Raw genomic sequence first — 17,645 nt, 5'->3', positions numbered from 1 at the left:
AATAGTATAACAAACGGAAAGGCTAAAAAGATGATACCACTTCACACATATTCTTATCATACTCACATATCTTGCGCATGAAACAGAAAGACATTATCTTTGCAGCATGAAACAAGAACTGAAAGAAAACGGAGGATTACCGGCACATATACTCTGGACACTTGCTATCGTAGCTGGCGTGTCCGTAGCCAACTTGTATTACAACCAACCCCTGCTTAATATCATGCGGAATGAATTGGGAGTTTCTGAATTCAAAACGAACCTCATTGCCATGATTACACAAATCGGATATGCGCTGGGATTATTGTTCATCGTCCCATTAGGAGACCTCTATCGACGCAAGAATATCATCCTGACGAATTTCTTCCTACTCATATTTTCCCTTCTAGCCATTGCCATGGCACCGAACATCTACATCATCTGGGCAGCATCACTCATTACCGGCATCTGCTCCATGATACCCCAAATATTTGTACCGATTGCCTCGCAATTCTCACGCCCCGAAAACAAGGGACGGAATGTAGGTGTCGTCATCTCAGGATTACTGACTGGAATACTTGCATCACGTGTTGTCAGCGGATTTGTGGGTGAAGTGCTTGGCTGGCGTGAAATGTACTTCATCGCCGCTGGAATGATGTTACTATGCGCTATCGTTGTATTAAAGGTACTACCGGACATACAACCGACTTTCCAAGGCAAATATTCTGGGCTGATGAAGTCTCTTTTCTCATTAGTAAGAAAATACCCCTCTCTACGAATCTACTCGATACGTGCGGGACTGGCCTTTGGCTCATTCCTTGCCATGTGGTCCTGCCTTGCATTCAAAATGGGAGAAGCCCCGTTCCATGCATCCAGCGATGTCATCGGCATACTAGGGCTCTGCGGCATTGCCGGAGCCTTAACCGCATCTTTTGTAGGAAAATATGTAAAAAAAGTAGGCATACGCAATTTCAACTTTATCGGTTGCGGAATGATTCTGCTTGCATGGGCCTCGCTCTTTTTCTGCGGAAACAACTATGCAGGTATCATTACCGGTGTCATTCTTATAGACATAGGCATGCAATGTATCCAACTCAGCAACCAGACCAGTATTTTCGACATCTACCCGTCTGCCTCCAATCGGGTAAATACGATTTTCATGACCACTTACTTCATCGGCGGCTCTTTGGGTACCTTCCTTGCAGGAAGCAGTTGGCAGACTTGGGGATGGAGTGGCGTGGTCGGCACCGGCGTTATTTTAACAATAATATCGTTGTCCATCACCCTTTACAGCAAGAAATAACAAGGATACTATCATTTTTCCAAGCAAACGCAAAGATTTGATAATTTTTATTTGTCATGCAAAGGATAAGGAAGATATTGAACAGAATTGTTATACCTTTGTCGCATCAAACTATAAACGACAGATTGATAATAGATTCGTCAACCAAGCATAGTCAAAAACAACCCTATGAATTCAGCAAAGAAAATACCCTCTCCACTCGTTTCTCTATTTCCCATCGCTTTTCTCGTAGGAATGCTGTTCGCCACCATCCATACTTTCGGAAGTGACGCCTTGAGTGGAGGAAGCCAGATTTCCCTGCTTGCCACCACTGGTATGTGTGTCTTTATCGGCATGGCTTTCTACCGCATCCCTTGGAAAGATTATGAACTTGCCATCACCAACAACATTTCAGGTGTTGCCACAGCTATCATTATTCTATTGATTATCGGTGCTTTGAGCGGCACATGGATGATAAGTGGGGTGGTACCTACCCTTATATATTATGGTATGCAGATTATCCATCCGAATTTTTTCCTTGCTTCTACCTGCATTATTTGTGCATTGGTATCAGTAATGACGGGAAGTTCATGGACCACTATCGCCACCATCGGTATCGCCCTTTTGGGCATAGGTAAGGCACAAGGTTTTGAAGAGGGATGGATAGCCGGTGCCATCATTTCGGGAGCCTATTTCGGAGACAAAATTTCACCGTTATCGGATACCACAGTCCTTGCCTCATCCGTAACGGAAACACCGTTATTCAGCCATATCCGCTATATGATGATCACCACCGTCCCCTCTCTCCTCATCACCCTTGTCATCTTTACAGTAATGGGACTCACACACGAAACGAACAATACACAACAGATCGCGGAATTTACGGCAGCATTGGACGCCAAATTCAACATTACTCCCTGGTTACTGGCTGTTCCCGTGATTACGGGAATACTGATTGCCCGGAGAGTGCCTTCCGTCATCACACTCTTTCTCTCCACTCTGCTGGCAGGGATATTCGCCTTCATCTTCCAACCGGGACTACTGAATGAGATAGCGGAAGGTGGGAATATGTTCAAAGGGATAATGATGACATTCTATGGCAGTACCAGTCTACAAACTGACAGTGACATGTTGACAGAACTGATTGCCACACGAGGTATGGCAGGAATGATGAATACCATCTGGCTCATCATCTGCGCCATGTGTTTCGGTGGAGCCATGACGGCAAGCGGCATGCTAGGAAGCATCACTTCCCTATTCGTCCGCTTCATGAAGAATACAGCCAGCATGGTAGCATCCACCGTATGTTCCGGATTGTTCCTGAACCTTGCCACGGCAGACCAGTACATCAGCATTATCCTCACCGGAAACATGTTCAGCAACGTTTACGCAAAGAAAGGCTACGAAAGCCGGCTACTTAGCCGTACCACGGAAGATGCCGTTACCGTCACCTCCCCGCTTATCCCATGGAACACCTGCGGCATGACGCAAGCCACCATTTTGAGTGTACCCACACTGACCTACCTTCCCTATTGCTTCTTCAACCTTATCAGTCCGGTAATGAGTATCTTTATTGCTGCTATCGGATATAAAATAATTAAAAAACCGGTGAACAATCCTGGATAGGCATTGTTCTTGCAATAAACTTATAACGAACAATTTATTTAAACCTAAACAAAAAAAGATTCGATTATGAAAAAGTTTATTGCATTAGCAGCAGTAGTATTGGTAAGCATGGCAACAACGACCATGTATGCACAAGAGAGTAGAGCTGAAAAGCGCGCAGACCGTAAAGCCCAAAGAGACGCAGAACGTGCACGCCTGAAAGCTGAAGAACAAGCACAGGATGCCATTTCGTACGATGACGCAATGGCAGCCTTGAAAGCTCACCAGTTCGTAATGGAGGCAGACCAAGTGATGTTCCGCAACGGACAGACCGCATTTGTAAACTCCAACACCAACTTCGTATTGGTCAACCAAGGACGTGGCACCGTGCAGGTAGCCTTCAACACCGTATACCCAGGTCCTAACGGCATTGGCGGTGTAACAGTAGACGGAACCGTATCGGACATCCAAATGACTACCGACAAACGGGGCAACGTGAATTGTAACTTCAGCATCCAGGGTATCGGCATTTCCGCCCAGATATTCCTTACGCTGACCGATGGCGGGAACAACGCAACCGTAACCATCAGCCCGAACTTCAACTCCAACACCATGACTTTGAGCGGGAACCTGGTTCCGCTGGAACAATCCAACATATTCAAGGGACGTTCCTGGTAAAACCCTTATATAAATATATATATTCCCACTCCGCCACAAATCACACTAAAAAGTGTACATTTGTAGCGGAGTTTTTTATATACCAATGTCATGAGAGAATTTATCATTGCAGACAATCAAGATATCACCAAAGCAGGCATGATGTTCCTATTGGGCAGACAGAAAGACACCTCCCTGCTGCTGGAAGCCGACAACAAGGCAGAACTGATACAGCAACTACGCCTGCATCCCACCGCCGTTGTCATTCTGGACTATACCCTTTTTGATTTTTCGGGAGCCGAAGAGCTAATGGTACTTCACGAACGCTTCAAGGAAGCCGATTGGCTACTCTTTTCCGACGAATTGAGCCTACCGTTCCTGCGCCAGGTATTGTTCAGCAGCATGGCATTCGGCGTAGCGCTGAAGGATAATTCCAAAGAAGAGATACTGACCGCACTACAATGCGCCTCACGCAAGGAGCGATTCATCTGTAATCACGTCAGTAACCTGCTGCTCGCAGGCAACGGTTCCTCCTCCCCCACTCATCCTACCATCAAAGATGATTTACTGACTACTGCCGAACGGAGCATCCTAAAAGAGATAGCCCTGGGGAAAACAACCAAAGAAATAGCTGCCGAACGAAACCTCAGCTTCCATACGGTAAACAGCCACCGGAAGAATATCTTCCGGAAACTGGGTGTAAACAATGCGCACGAAGCCACCAAATATGCCATGAAGGCAGGCATCGTAGACTTGGTGGAATATTATATATAAATCTCCCCGCTCCCGACACACAGCCGGGCATCAGCATCATACACCACTCCGAACTGGCCCGGAGCAATGCCTTGCAGCTTTTCTTCCGAAACAATGCGGTAACCCTCCGCCTCCTTTTGCAACCTGCCTTTGACAAACTCCGGCGTATGGCGTATCTTGAAAGTCACCTCCACCTCTTCCTGCGCTCCCTTCCAGGGATTATCCGTAATGAAATGAAAATCGTACATACGGAATTCATAGCCGTATTGCAATGCCGTATCACATCCGCGGGACACGTAAATCACATTCTCCTCCACATCCTTGCGGACAACAAACCACGGTCCTCCACCCAACCCCAATCCTTTACGCTGGCCGATGGTATGAAACCAATAGCCCCGATGCTTGCCCAACTTTCTACCCGTTTCCAACTCCACAATATCCCCTTCCCTTTCGCCAAGGAAACGGCGCACAAAATCATTATAATCAATCTTTCCCAGAAAGCAGATGCCCTGACTGTCACGACGTCTGGCGCTGGGCAATCCGGCACGCAGGGCTATGTCACGAACCTCATTCTTCATCAGTCTGCCCAATGGAAACATCAGTTTGGAAACTTGCAGATAATCTATCTGTGCCAGAAAGTCGGTCTGGTCTTTCACGGAATCGGCAGCGGTACCGAGCCATGTCTTTCCATCCCTCAACACCGTAGTGGCGTAGTGCCCGGTTGCCGTGACATCGAAATCCTTCCCCACACGTTGCTCAAAGCACCCGAACTTTATCAGCTTGTTGCACATCACATCCGGATTGGGAGTCAAGCCACGTCTTATTTTATCAATGGCATAAGCCGCCACCTGGTCCCAATACTCCCGGTGCAGGTCCACTACTTCCAACGATAATCCATAACGCCGGGCAATGGCAGAAGCCATCTCCATATCCTCTTCCGCAGAGCAGTCCATATAATCGGCATCGTCCCTCCCTATTTTGATATAAAATAGAGAAGGACGGTAACCTTGTTCGCAAAGGAGATGTACCACCACGGAGCTGTCTACACCTCCCGACAATAATACAGCAATATTCATTCTATCGTATACTGTTATTCTTTTAAATTCTGTCAAATGCCTGGGACAAGTCGTCCAGCAAATCATCGATATGTTCTGTCCCGATGGAGAGGCGGACCGTGCCCGGTTTGATGCCTTGTTCTTCCAATTCCCGTGCACTCAATTGGGAATGGGTAGTGGTGGCAGGATGGATAACCAGGGATTTCACATCAGCCACATTGGCAAGCAACGAGAATATCTGTAAACTGTCAATAAACGTCTGCGCTTCCTTCACACCGCCCCGCACCTCAAACGTAAAGATAGAACCGCCTCCATTCGGAAAGTATTTCCCGTAAAGCGCGTGGTCAGGATGCTCGGGCAGGGACGGGTGGTTCACGGCAACCACTTTGGGATGCTTCTTCAAGAATTCAACCACTTTCAAGGCATTCTCCACATGACGTTCCACGCGAAGCGACAACGTCTCCAATCCTTGCAACAGAATGAAAGCATTGAAAGGACTGATTGTGGCACCGGTATCACGCAACAATACGGCACGGATACGGATGGCATAGGCAGCAGGACCGGCAGCGTCGACGAAACGTACTCCATGATAACTCGGGTCCGGTTCCGTCAGTTGGGGAAACTTCCCCGAGGCCACCCAGTCGAACTTGCCGCTATCTACAATAACACCACCCAAGGACGTACCATGCCCTCCTATGAACTTCGTTGCCGAATGGACTACCACATCTGCCCCATGCGCTATGGGACGAATCAGGTAAGGAGTACCGAAGGTGTTATCTATAATCAGAGGAATCCGGTGACGGTGTGCTATTTCAGCAACGGCATCAATGTCAATGATGTTGCAATTCGGATTTCCCAGCGTTTCAATGAATACTGCCTTGGTATTCTCCTGAATCGCTTTCTCGAAATTGTCCAGATTGCCCGGGTCCACAAAAGTAGTGGTAACCCCGTAGGCAGGCAATGTGTGGGCCAGCAGATTATACGTTCCACCGTAGATGGTCTTAGCTGCCACGATATGGTCGCCTGCACGGGTGATATTCTCAAAGGCATAAGTGATGGCTGCCGCACCCGAGGCTACGGCCAATCCGGCAACACCGCCTTCCAGAGCCGCCACACGTTTCTCGAACACATCCTGGGTGGAATTCGTCAACCGCCCGTAAATATTCCCCGGGTCCTGCAAGCCAAAGCGGGCTGCCGCATGGGCCGAATTACGGAATACATACGAAGTTGTCTGATAGATAGGTACGGCGCGGGCATCAGTTGCCGGGTCGGGTTGTTCTTGTCCAACGTGAAGTTGTAGAGTCTCAAAGTGCAATTTCTTTGTTTCCATTGTCGTTTGTATTTTAGGTGAATAAACCGTTTCTCATTCGGATGTTGCAAAGATAGAGCGATAAGCCGGGGCAGACAATGACACAGATTAGGGAATTTTATACCACAATTGTGGTAGATAAGCAAGCTATTTTCTATCTTTAGATAAGATAGACTGCATTTCGGCAAAACTTTTTCATGCAAGCATGAAAGTTCTGCACTCAATTTGCACTATCTTTGCCCCCATGAAAGCAAGAAATATACTGATACTCATATTGGGAACCCTGATTCTTCCCATTTATCTGACTTCCTGCGGGGTGGACCGCTGGAAAGAGTATGCCGGACAGACCCAGACAGACCGCTGGATTGACGATACCATGCGTGTGTGGTACTATTGGGTAGACGCTATCCCCCATACCAACGACTTGAACTATTTTCAAGCCCCTTTCACTTTCTTTGCCTCGCTCAAATCCGAAGAAGACAAATTCTCCACCATCGACAGTCTGGTCAGCATCACCACTACCCGCAGCATCCCCTATACGGATTACAGCTACGGATTCCAGTTCACTACCAACCAGATAGAAGTAGAAGGAGAAGAGAATGCCATTGTTGCACAGATTCTTTACGTTGCCGACGGAAGCCCGGCCTCGGAAATCGGGCTAAAACGGGGTGACTGGATTATGAAGATGGACGGGAACTTTATTACTGAACAGAATTATAAGAAACTGTATGGAAGTAGTGCCATGGAACTTACAGTAGGTTATTACGACGTGGAGAAAAATGCCATCGTTGCTTACGACAAACCCAGACAGATAGCATCGGCGCGTCCCGTCAACGACAACCCGGTGCACTATAAGAATGTATATACATCAGGCAGCAAGAAAATAGGTTATCTGGTCTACAACCACTTCAGTTCCGGCCCCACGGACAACAGTAATGAATATGACAACGACCTGCGCAGCGCATTCCAATATTTCGCATCACAGCAAGTCAACGAATTCATCCTTGACTTGCGCTACAACAACGGTGGATTACTGAGTTGCGCAGAATTGCTGTGTACCATGCTTGCACCTTCCTCCGCCTTGGGACAAGAGTTGGGGTACCTGGAATTCAACAACCGCTTCAATCCGCAGATAGTACCGTTCACCCTGAATTCCGGACTCATCGGAAACGGAGCAAACCTAAACCTGAATACTCTCTACGTACTTACCAGCAGCCAGACTGCCTCCGCCTCCGAAATGGTGATTAACTGCCTCGACCCGTATATGGATGTTGTCATAATCGGCGGTACTACCGTAGGCAAGAATGTAGGTTCCAGGAATTTCTCCAGCCCCGAACTGATGATAACGATGAATCCCATCGTCTGCAAGATATACAATTCGGAAGGGAAATCTGATTATGAATCCGGATTCCAACCGGCCTACTCGGGATATGTAGTGAATGAGATGAGCGACATGTCACGTTTCCTGCCCTTTGGAGATACCAACGAAGCCTTATTGAGCACTGCACTCGGCGCCATCGACGGAAGCATACAACCGCCCGCACAAGAAGATACCCGTTCTTTAAGAGTGACCACTCTCGCAAACTCCATTGAACGTCGGGCAAGCCATGCCGTACGCATCAAATAAAAAGACAAATAGGATGAAACTAAACAGAAGAGTTACAATCATCACCCGATTTTCGGGAATCATGTTCAGCCTGCTGTTGCTCGGCGGACTGGCAGCTTGCAGCGATGATAACAATGGCAGTGATACGCCAGAACCGGAGCCGTCAACCTACCCCACCACTCCTTTCTCCAAAATCGAACTCAAAGAAGTGATAGAGAGCGATGCGCAACCGGTTACTGCCACCCACACCTACCTTTACAACAGTGCAGGCAGGCTGACCAGCTACACCGGCAAACAGAGCTTTACAGCAGGAGACGAACTCTTCGAGATAGAGAATACCACTACTGTCGAATACAAGGACCATCAAGCCGTGATAACCGACGAAGCAGGTACAGTATCAACCTACACGCTGAATGACAAAGGTTATGCCACCACTTGTACCAGTCAGGATATGGCAGGAAATACCCGTACTTACACCTTCTCCTACCTCATCAACACCGAAGACAAATACTATCTGGAAAACATCACAGAAAAGCTGGACGACGGAAAAGAATACTCATTCATTACAATAGACTACAGCAACTTCCGGGCATTGCGCATACAGCAAAAGGTTGACACTTTTGAGCACAACAGTACGGCTACCACACCATCAGACAATGAAATTGCAAATATCTCCGAAATACCAAGCCTATTCATTACGGACATGTATCCGCTTTCCATGCATGCGGTTGCCATATACGGGAAGATATTGGGAGAACCTGCAAACTATCTGATTACCCAACTCATCCCGGACAGCAACGGAGAAAGTGAAGAGACCACCACCTATACTTATACGTTAGATAACCGGGGTATCGTCACTTCCTGCCATGCAGTCGTCAGGCATATAAGGAACGGCTACGAGCAGGACTACACACGCACCGTGAACTATACCATCGAATAATAAGTTACTTACTTCTTAAAGAACTTGTCGAAGAAAAGGACGTGATAGTCTATGGAGTTGTTCCAATACGTTCCGGTATGTCCACCGGGACGGGTGATGAAGTCATGGTCTATCTTCCTTGCCAGCAGCCGGTTGTGCAAGTCCTTGTTCACTTCAAGAAAGAAATCGGCCTCACCGCAGTCGATGATTAGCGCCAAGTCTCCATTTACAATCTTATCCAGCTGGTTGACCACCGTATGCGCATCCCAAGATGCCTTGTTGGCAGCAAACTCTCCCAACTGCTTGTTCATTTCCCAATTCTGGGGGAACGGCCGTATATCCACTCCTCCACTCATACTGCCCGCCGCACCGAACACATCCTTATGACGGATAGCACTCCACAAAGCACCGTGGCCGCCCATACTCAATCCACTGATGGCACGCGCCTTTCTATCGGGAATGGTAGCATAGTTCCCGTCTGTATACTTCACCAATTCCGAGGTGACAAAAGTCTCATAACGGTAGGCAGGATTCTCCGGACTGTCCCAATACCAACTGTTCTTGCCGTCCGGACATACAAATATGATTCCTTTCTCATCCGCCATCTGCGGCAATTCCGGCTTCAGCTGCACCCAGCTCCGCGCATTGCCGCCATAACCGTGCAACAGATAAACCACCGGACAAGCCTGCTTGCCGATAGCCTTATCAGGCAATACATACACAACTTTTACATCCTTATTCATGGCTGCACTTCTCACCAACACCGTGTCTACACGTGCCGCCTGCAACATTACGGCAGACAGACACCACAAAAGCCCCAAGGCAATAATTCTTTTTTTCATCTATTTATTGTTTATTTTTTCTAACGGATGGCAATATTAACAATAAATACTGAAAAATCATTATCTTTGCCTCACAAACTATTCAAAATCCACTATGGAGTTTATTATCATTCTACTTTTACTTATTCTGAACGGCATTTTTGCCATGTATGAAATCGCTTTAGTCTCCTCAAGTAAAGCACGCCTTGAAACTCTTGTCGGAAAAGGGAACAAAAGAGCCAAAGGAGTATTGAAACAACTGGAAGAACCCGAAAAATTCCTCTCCACCATCCAAATCGGTATTACTCTTATCGGTATCGTATCCGGTGCCTATGGTGGTGCCACCATCGCTGATGACGTAGAACCGCTGTTCGCCCTCATTCCGGGAGTAGCCGCCTATGCCAAGACTCTCGCCATGATTACCGTAGTAGCCATCATCACCTATCTGTCGCTCATCATAGGCGAACTGGTGCCCAAGTCCATCGCCTTGAACAACCCGGAACGATGGGCCACCATGCTCAGCCCCTTCATGATTGTGCTGACCAAGATTTCCTATCCGTTTGTATGCCTGCTGAGCGCTTCCACCAAACTGATGAACAAACTCATCGGACTGAACAGCGGCGAAGAACGCCAAATGACACAAGACGAACTGAAGATGATTCTGCACCAAAGCTCGGAACAAGGCGTCATCGACAAAGACGAAACGGAAATGTTGCGTGACGTGTTCCGCTTCTCGGACAAAAGAGCGAATGACCTGATGACCTATCGCCGCGACATCGTCGTGCTCCATCCCACAGACACACCGGAAGAGGTGCTGCGTATCATCCACGAAGAACACTTCAGCAAATATCTCCTGGTGGAGCGGGGAAAGGACGAGATTATCGGTGTGGTTTCCGTAAAGGACATCATCTTGATGATGGGCGGCGAACAACCCTTCAACTTACGTAGTATTGCACGCCCTGCTTTGTTTATTCCGGAAAGTTTGTATGCAAAGAAAGTTTTAGAGCTGTTTAAGAAGAACAAAAACAAGTTCGGAGTTGTTGTAGACGAGTATGGAAATACAGAAGGTATCATCACCCTGCACGATTTGACGGAAAGTATCTTCGGAGACATCCTCGAAGAGAATGAAACGGAAGAAGAGGAAATCGTTGTTCGTCAAGACGGTTCCATGCTGGTGGAAGCTTCCATGAATCTGGATGACTTTATGGAGGCGATGGGCATTATGAACTATGATGACCTGAAAGAAGAAGACTTCACCACCTTGAGCGGTCTTGCCATGTTCTTGATAGGACGGGTGCCGAAAGCCGGAGACTTGTTCAGCTACAAAAACCTGGACTTCGAAGTGGTGGATATGGACCGCGGACGGGTGGACAAGCTGCTCGTCATCAAGAAAGAAGAAGATGAATAACAAACGCTATTGCGTCTTTATAATTAACTTAAACCATTAAAGCAATGAAAAAAGTAATGATGATTGCAGCCCTTGCCGCTGCATTGGTATCCTGCCAATCAAAAGGAACTCAGAACAATGACGCCGTCGCCATGGACGAAAGTGTAATGGCTGTTACCGGCAATGACTCGTCTGCCGTAGCCGTATACGAAGGAATCCTTCCCGCCGCCGACGGTCCGGGCATCCAGTATGTATTGAGCGTAGACAGTGTAGGTCCCGACGGAGAAAGCGGCTACACGCTGGTAACAACTTATCTGGATGCCGAAGGCCCCGGAAAGAACAAGAGCTTTACTTCCAAAGGAAAGAAAGAAGTTATCCAGAAAGACGTCGACAACAAGAAGAAAACAGCCATCAAGCTGACCCCGAACGACGGGGACACTCCGGTGTACTTCGTAGTAGTGAACGACACAACCCTGCGCCTTGTCAACGACAGCCTGCAGGAAGCAGTGAGTGACTTGAATTATGACATCATCCAGGTGAAATAGTCCATCCATACTTATAAGAAAGAACGGTACAGCCGGAATTACTGAATTCAGTGGTTCCGGCTGCTGTTTTTTCAATGAGGGGGCATTTCAAACAAGAGAACAGAAGGCTATATCAAAAAGTTAGTGCTATCTTTGTCGCTTCATCAAAGTATATATAAACATGAAACATTCTTCCGAGAAACCTTTAGCACCTGCCAACTACTCACGCTGTTTCAACAACCAATGCCCGAAAGCCGACAACTGCCTGCATCGCTTAGCCGCCCTTCGCGATACCCCCGAGTACCCGTCCATCCGCATCATCAATCCACTGTGTATTCCAGAGGATAGCAGCCAATGCGCCTATTTTCAATCGACACAAAAGATACATGTCGCGTGGGGAATCAGCCACTTGCTCGATGAAGTTCCCTACAAGAATCTCCAACCTCTGAAAAGCCAGTTGATAGCCCATTTCGGCCGCGGAAAATACTACCGCTTCTACCGGGAAGAATCTTACCTTTCCCCCGAAGACCAGAACTATATCCGCAGAACTTTCCACCAATACAACATTCCGGGAGAACCGGCTTTCGACTCTTACAGCGAGGAATACAAATGGTAGAAAGGTAATCTTCAGCCCCCTTTTCATATCATTTTATCACTGAAAATATAGATAACACTTTAGTTCACAACGGTGAACACTTTGTTACAACAGTAAGAAACAAAGTGTTCACATACTATGAAACAAACTGTTTTCTTTAACGGAACAAACTGTTTCCTACTAATGAAACAAACTGTTCTCCATATTGAAACAAACCGTTCTCCTTAGGGAAACAGACGGATTCCCTTTTGAAGCCCTACAAGGGGAATAATTATCGCCTGCGAAAATATAGGAGGAAATACAGCGACATAGTGCGATACCTATTCTCTGCAAAACGGGTGAACGTGTTCGGGAGGATATTGCAGCAACACGGGATGAGGTAAAGGAAAGAGAGGGGGAGATGGTATATTGTGTGGTAAAAGTGGAGAGGTAGAAAAGACGGAAAGGATTACAGTTGAAATAAATTCTTTTTCTTAACTTTGTGAAATAGAAACATCGAATATGACGATGAAGAAAATAAAAAGATGAAAACAACACTATCTATAAATCAACCGTTCAAGGATTGGGTAAACCACCTAAAACAAGACATTCGTAGTGCACAGATTAAAGCGGCTGTACGCGTGAACAGCGAACTGCTTCACCTTTACTGGCAACTGGGGGCAGAAATTATAGAACGGCAGAAAGAAATGACTTGGGGAAGCGGATTTCTCGAAGAGTTGAGTCGTGAGCTGATGGCAGAATTTCCTGATATGAAAGGGTTCTCATATAGAAACATACGCAGTATAAAGCAGTGGTATCTATTTTATAATGAGCCATATACAATTTGGCAACAAGTTGTTTCCAAATTAGGTGAAGAGAAATTTTTCTCCATCCCTTGGGGGCATCATCTCTATATCATCTCCCAATGCAAGGAAGTGAACTTATTCGGAGAAAGACAGTTAAACAATAAAACCGGAAACATATATGGCCGATAATTATCTTGAAAATCAGTACGAGCAATACCGGGCACGCAAAGCAGCTTGGGAGAAAGCGAAAAAATCCGGTAAGGCACAAACGCTACATAAGCCGACACTTCCTCTCAAAAAAGGCGGAAAGAAAGTGTTCGTTACCGGAGGTGCAGGGGGTATTGGCAAAGCCATTGTAGAAGCTTTCTGCAAGCTTAATTACCAAGTAGCCTTTTGTGACAAGAATGAACTGAAAGGGCAGCAAACCGCCCAAGCCACCGGAGCACAATTCTATCCCGTCGACCTAAACAGCAAAGAAGCATTGGAACTTTGCCTGCAAAATATTTTCAAGGAATGGGGGGATATTGACATCATTATAAACAATGCCGGCATCAGTGAATTCTCTCCCATCACAGAAACGAGTGTGGAGACTTTCGATAAAATATTGTCTGTGAATTTACGTCCGGTGTTCATTACTTCACATGCGTTGGCAGTACACCGCAAAAGTCAAAACAACACGAATACCTACGGAAGAATCATTAATCTCTGTTCTACGCGCTATCTGATGAGTGAACCGGGGAGTGAAGGATATGCAGCTTCCAAAGGAGGCATCTATTCGTTGACGCATGCGTTGGCTTTATCGCTTGCAGAGTGGCACATCACGGTCAACTCCATCTCTCCGGGCTGGATTCAGACACACGATTATGAACAATTACGGGCAGAAGACCATTCGCAACACCCCTCCGGACGGGTTGGCAAACCGGAAGATATTGCCCGTATGTGCGTATTCCTATGCCAAGACGAAAACGACTTCATCAATGGCGAAAACATCACCATTGACGGAGGCATGACCAAAAAGATGATTTACTGGGAATAGCCCTTTTATAAAACAATCTGCCCAACATAATAATTATAGGATATGAACATGAAAAAGTCTTTTATAGGAATCCTGGCAGCAACCATCATCCTCAGCGGATGCGGCACAAGCCAGATGGCTGCAGGCGACCCTAACGCAGTGCTCGCAGGAGCTGCCATCGGAAGTAATGTAGGCGGTGCCATCGGCGGGCTGATAGGTGACAGTAACGGAGGCTGGCGAGGAGGATACCGGGGTTCCGCCATCGGCACCATCATAGGAACCATTGCGGGAGCTGCCATTGCCAATGCAGCCACAGCCCCCAAGAAGCAGGAGGAGTACAGCTACCGGATAGAAAGGACACAGCCCTATCCCCCACAATCCGGAAGACAGCCGCAAGCATCGGCCATCGACCACTTGAGGATACGGAATATACGTTTCATTGACGACAGCCGCAACCACGTCATCAATTCGGGCGAAAACTGTAAAGTGATTTTTGAAATCATGAACGAAGGAAACAAAACAGCCTACAACGTAGTGCCGGTGGTGGTGGAAACCACGGGCATGAAGCGTATTTACATATCGCCGTCGGTCATGATAGAGCAAATAACTCCGCGCAACGGTGTGAAATACACCGCCAACATCAGTGCCGGAGAACGGATAAAGACGGGTAACGTCACCATACGCATAGCCATAGCCGACGAGTACGGAGACGAATATGACTGGCAGGAGTTTTCGTTGCCCACACAACGGTAGAACAATGTCTTAACAGTAGTTTTTAAAAAGAAATGGAACAACAGCAATCTTCTTTCAAAGAAAAAGAACGCATAGAATTACGGGAACCCCGACGCTTTAAAGTCACCATCTACAATGATGACTTCACCACCATGGAGTTTGTGGTAAAGGTACTCACCACCGTCTTTTACAAATCATCGGTAGAAGCGGAAACACTGATGCTGCAGGTGCACAAGAGCAACTCCGCGGTAGTGGGCATCTACTCATACGACATCGCCCACTCCAAAGTACAGAAAGCCACCCGCATGGCACGCAATGAAGGTTTCCCCCTCCGGCTCACCGTCACCCCGGAGGAAGAAGAATAAGAAGAAAGAAACAATATGGATATAAAAAATACGATATTCGTAAACCAAGCATTCGCTTCCGCACAAAGAAAGGCCGAGTCTTACCGGCACGAGTTCATCATGCCCGAACATCTGCTGAGCGCCATTATAGAGCAGGAACCCTTTATCCACACCCTGCAAGATACCTTCTACAATTATGTGGAGCTCAGCATCTCGCTGGAAAACTATCTGACGGAAGAAGTGGACACTGTCCCCGACAATGTGGAATACGAGTTGGGACTTTCCGTCCAGCTCAGCTCACTCCTGCAACATGCCTATACGGTGACAGAGTATTCCAGCGCCGAAGAGCTGGATGTTCCTCATCTGATACAAGGCTTGCTGCAACTGGAAGATTCCTGGGCATGCCATTTCCTGAAGGAAGCAGTCGGCGGCGACCTGCCCGAATTCCTCAGCCTGCTCATCACCCACTACGAAGAAGCGGAGCTGGCAGAAGAAGCAGGCGGTACGCCATCTCCCGATGAACAAGAGAAAACAGAACCGTGGCGTAACTACGTGACCTGCCTCAACGACCATCTGGCAGGCCACAACCCGCTTATCGGCAGGGAGATGGAGTTGGAGCGAACCATACAAGTGCTCTGCCGCAAAGAAAAGAACAACCCGTTGCATGTGGGCGAACCCGGTGTAGGCAAAACAGCCCTTGCCTATGGGCTTGCCGCCCGTATCGAAGCGGGCAACGTCCCCGAACGGCTTGCCGGCTTCCGCATTTATGAGCTGGACTTGGGCAGTCTACTGGCAGGCACACAATATCGCGGCGATTTCGAGAAGCGGCTGAAAAGTATCATGGAAGGCATCGGTCGTGAGGGAAACGCCATCGTCTACATCGACGAGATACACAACCTGATAGGCGCCGGACGCACGGGCGAAGGCTCTATGGATGCCTCCAACATGCTGAAACCCTATCTGGAAACCGGGGCAATACGTTTCATCGGCTCTACCACCTACGACGAGTACAACCGCTACTTCGCACGCAGCAAGGGACTGGTACGCCGCTTCCAGCAGATAGACATACTGGAACCGAACATTGAAGAAGCCATACATATCGTAGAAGGCCTGAAAGAGAAATACGAAACCTACCACGGCGTCACCTACGAGCCCGACGTCATCCCCTATGCCGTAAAGGCAAGCGCCCGCTACATCAGCGACCGTTTCCTGCCCGACAAAGCCATCGACCTGGTGGACGAAGCAGGAGCTTACCGGGAAATATACCCCACAGACTCCGAGGAACAGACCGTGGACAAGGCACTGATAACCGACATACTGGCACGTACCTGCAAAGTCAATGCCCTCGCCATGAAAGAGGACGACACCACCGCCTTGGAAAGCCTGCACGAACGCATCAGCTCCCGCATCTACGGGCAGGAAGAAGCCGTCCGTCAGGTGGTGGAAGCTGTGCAAATGTCCAAAGCCGGACTGCTGGACGAAAACAAACCGCTGGCAAGCCTGCTCTTTGTAGGCCCCACCGGAGTAGGAAAGACCGAAGTTGCCAAAGTGCTCGCCGCCGAGCTGGGCATCGCCCTGCAACGTTTCGACATGAGCGAATATACCGAAAAGCATACCGTAGCCAAACTGATTGGCTCGCCTGCCGGCTACGTGGGTTACGAGGACGGCGGCCTGCTGACCGACGCCATACGCAAGACCCCAAACTGCGTGCTACTGCTCGACGAGATAGAGAAAGCCCATCCCGACGTATTCAACATCCTGCTGCAAGTAATGGATTACGCCGTACTGACTGACAACAAAGGACGGAAAGCCGACTGCCGACACGTGGTCCTCATCATGACCTCCAATGCCGGAGCACAATATGCCCGCCAAGCGTCCATCGGCTTCAACAGTCAGGTCACCGCCGGAGAAGCCATGCTGAAACAAGTCAAGAAAACCTTTAAGCCCGAATTCATCAACCGCCTCTCTGCCACGGTGGTCTTCCATGACATGGACCGCCCGATGGCATCACTTATCCTCGACAAGAAACTCGGAGAACTAGGCAGCAAGCTGTCTTCCCGCCAGGTGGAAATGGTATTGAGCCAGGAAGCACACGAATGGCTGCTCCAACGGGGTTTTATCCCCGAATACGGCGCCCGGGAGATGGACCGCGTGATAGCCGCCCACTTGAAACCCTTGCTGATGCGCGAAATTCTGTTCGGTACATTGAAGGCAGGAGGAAAAGTCCGCGTGCAAGTGGAAAACGGAGCATTGAAACTACAACCCGCAACCGAATAA

17 protein-coding genes are annotated in these 17,645 nt (G+C 48.1%); 14 read left to right on the top strand and 3 right to left on the bottom strand.

The genetic code is table 11. The annotated features are described in order from the left end of the window. The first annotated feature begins 106 nt into the window (after window positions 1-106). From DW096_RS04610 to DW096_RS04595, 4 genes are all read left to right on the top strand, one after another. Complete coding sequence (locus tag DW096_RS04610; protein ID WP_016273308.1) at window positions 107-1,282, top strand: MFS transporter; 1,176 nt, start codon at window positions 107-109, stop codon at window positions 1,280-1,282. A gap of 168 nt (window positions 1,283-1,450) precedes the next feature. After that, window positions 1,451-2,887, top strand: a complete 1,437-nt coding sequence (gene nhaC, locus DW096_RS04605) for a Na+/H+ antiporter NhaC (protein WP_016273307.1) — start codon at window positions 1,451-1,453, stop codon at window positions 2,885-2,887. A gap of 66 nt (window positions 2,888-2,953) precedes the next feature. Continuing rightward, complete coding sequence (locus DW096_RS04600) at window positions 2,954-3,544, top strand: DUF4251 domain-containing protein (protein WP_005826513.1); 591 nt, start codon at window positions 2,954-2,956, stop codon at window positions 3,542-3,544. 90 nt (window positions 3,545-3,634) lie between these two features. Continuing rightward, window positions 3,635-4,297 carry a response regulator transcription factor gene (locus tag DW096_RS04595; protein ID WP_005826511.1) on the top strand — a complete coding sequence of 221 codons (663 nt, stop codon included), beginning with the start codon at window positions 3,635-3,637 and terminating at the stop codon, window positions 4,295-4,297. Here DW096_RS04595 and mnmA read toward each other — a convergent pair. Continuing rightward, complete coding sequence (mnmA, locus tag DW096_RS04590; RefSeq protein WP_005826509.1) at window positions 4,288-5,352, bottom strand: tRNA 2-thiouridine(34) synthase MnmA; 1,065 nt, start codon at window positions 5,350-5,352, stop codon at window positions 4,288-4,290. The two genes, DW096_RS04595 and mnmA, sit on opposite strands and share 10 nt — an antisense overlap. A 22-nt stretch (window positions 5,353-5,374) precedes the next feature. After that, entirely contained in the window at window positions 5,375-6,661 is a 1,287-nt protein-coding gene (locus DW096_RS04585) for an O-acetylhomoserine aminocarboxypropyltransferase/cysteine synthase family protein (protein ID WP_057259153.1), read from the bottom strand. A 184-nt stretch (window positions 6,662-6,845) separates the two neighbouring features. Here DW096_RS04585 and DW096_RS04580 point away from each other — a divergent pair, with 184 nt between their 5' ends. Both DW096_RS04580 and DW096_RS04575 read left to right on the top strand, forming a co-directional pair. Further along, window positions 6,846-8,267, top strand: a complete 1,422-nt coding sequence (locus DW096_RS04580; protein WP_050756838.1) for a S41 family peptidase — start codon at window positions 6,846-6,848, stop codon at window positions 8,265-8,267. A gap of 13 nt (window positions 8,268-8,280) precedes the next feature. Continuing rightward, the gene (locus DW096_RS04575; RefSeq protein ID WP_009036641.1) at window positions 8,281-9,186 is read left to right on the top strand and encodes a DUF4595 domain-containing protein; all 906 of its coding nucleotides are present in this window, start codon (window positions 8,281-8,283) and stop codon (window positions 9,184-9,186) included. Between the two features lie 8 nt (window positions 9,187-9,194). On the opposite strand, the gene DW096_RS04570 is transcribed toward DW096_RS04575, so the two are convergent. Continuing rightward, window positions 9,195-10,007, bottom strand: a complete 813-nt coding sequence (locus DW096_RS04570) for an alpha/beta hydrolase family protein (protein ID WP_005826503.1) — start codon at window positions 10,005-10,007, stop codon at window positions 9,195-9,197. A gap of 94 nt (window positions 10,008-10,101) precedes the next feature. Here DW096_RS04570 and DW096_RS04565 point away from each other — a divergent pair, with 94 nt between their 5' ends. The 8 genes from DW096_RS04565 to DW096_RS04525 all read left to right on the top strand — a co-directional run bounded on the left by DW096_RS04565 (window position 10,102) and on the right by DW096_RS04525 (window position 17,645). Next, entirely contained in the window at window positions 10,102-11,394 is a 1,293-nt protein-coding gene (locus DW096_RS04565; RefSeq protein WP_005826501.1) for a hemolysin family protein, read from the top strand. A 44-nt stretch (window positions 11,395-11,438) separates the two neighbouring features. After that, window positions 11,439-11,918, top strand: coding sequence for a copper resistance protein NlpE N-terminal domain-containing protein (locus DW096_RS04560; protein WP_005826499.1), 480 nt, complete (start codon window positions 11,439-11,441; stop codon window positions 11,916-11,918). A 160-nt stretch (window positions 11,919-12,078) separates the two neighbouring features. Next, a complete protein-coding gene (locus tag DW096_RS04555) occupies window positions 12,079-12,513 on the top strand; it encodes a DUF6078 family protein (protein ID WP_008663796.1) in 435 nt (144 codons plus the stop codon). A gap of 503 nt (window positions 12,514-13,016) precedes the next feature. Then, complete coding sequence (locus tag DW096_RS04545; RefSeq protein ID WP_009036640.1) at window positions 13,017-13,466, top strand: DUF1016 N-terminal domain-containing protein; 450 nt, start codon at window positions 13,017-13,019, stop codon at window positions 13,464-13,466. Then, window positions 13,456-14,313 carry an SDR family NAD(P)-dependent oxidoreductase gene (locus DW096_RS04540; RefSeq protein WP_057252729.1) on the top strand — a complete coding sequence of 286 codons (858 nt, stop codon included), beginning with the start codon at window positions 13,456-13,458 and terminating at the stop codon, window positions 14,311-14,313. Before DW096_RS04545 ends, DW096_RS04540 begins: the two co-directional genes overlap by 11 nt. Window positions 14,314-14,355: 42 nt before the next feature. Further along, window positions 14,356-15,045, top strand: a complete 690-nt coding sequence (locus DW096_RS04535) for a hypothetical protein (protein WP_034528603.1) — start codon at window positions 14,356-14,358, stop codon at window positions 15,043-15,045. A gap of 32 nt (window positions 15,046-15,077) precedes the next feature. Next, window positions 15,078-15,389, top strand: a complete 312-nt coding sequence (locus DW096_RS04530; RefSeq protein ID WP_008663802.1) for an ATP-dependent Clp protease adaptor ClpS — start codon at window positions 15,078-15,080, stop codon at window positions 15,387-15,389. Between the two features lie 15 nt (window positions 15,390-15,404). Continuing rightward, window positions 15,405-17,645, top strand: coding sequence for an AAA family ATPase (locus tag DW096_RS04525; RefSeq protein WP_008663804.1), 2,241 nt, complete (start codon window positions 15,405-15,407; stop codon window positions 17,643-17,645).

The organism is Bacteroides sp. AM07-18 (assembly GCF_003602695.1).
In the GTDB taxonomy this organism is placed as follows: Bacteria; Bacteroidota; Bacteroidia; order Bacteroidales; family Bacteroidaceae; genus Bacteroides; species Bacteroides uniformis.
Note: the sequence above shows the minus strand (reverse complement) of the source record. Positions and strands in the feature narration are given on the sequence as shown.